The sequence below is a fragment of the Methylobacterium sp. B1 genome (assembly GCF_000333255.1).
In the GTDB taxonomy this organism is placed as follows: Bacteria; Pseudomonadota; Alphaproteobacteria; order Rhizobiales; family Beijerinckiaceae; genus Methylobacterium; species Methylobacterium fujisawaense.
Map to the genome: position 1 here is coordinate 1 of NZ_BACT01000345.1, position 485 is coordinate 485.

Annotated in this window: 1 protein-coding gene; it reads right to left on the bottom strand. The window is 72.6% G+C overall.

Annotated elements, in window-relative coordinates; all coding sequences use genetic code 11:
* Positions 1-485, bottom strand: a 485-nt coding sequence (locus tag I53_RS10040) for a PLP-dependent aminotransferase family protein (RefSeq protein ID WP_043349936.1), incomplete at both ends; no start/stop codon positions are given.

Sequence of the window (485 nt, forward strand, 5' to 3'; positions counted from 1 at the left end):
CGTGCGCCTCGCACAGCTTCAGCAGGCGGTGCGCCACGGTGGGCGCGAGGCTCGCCCCCGTCGGGTTCTGGAGGGCGGCGTTGGTCAGGTAGAAGCGCGGCCGGTGCTGCTCCAGCAGGGTCGCGAGCGCCCGCAGGTCCGGCCCCTCCGGCGTGATCGGCACGCCGACCACTGCGACGCGCTGTGCGCGCAGCAGCGCCAGGAAGTTGAAATAGCAGGGATCGTCCACCAGCACGGTGTCGCCGGGCTGGAGCAGGAAGCGGCAGACGAGGTCCAGCGCCTGCGTGGCCGATTCGACCAGCACGATCTGGTCCGGCTCGGCGCCGACGCCCTTCTCGCCGATCTTGCGGGCGATCTGGTGGCGCAGGGGCGCGTAGCCCAGGGGCCGGTCGTAATTGGTCATCTCGGCGAGGTCGGCCCGGGCCACCCGGCGCAGGCCCCGCCGGATCGCCTCGTGGGGCATCCAGGAATCGGGCAACCAGCCG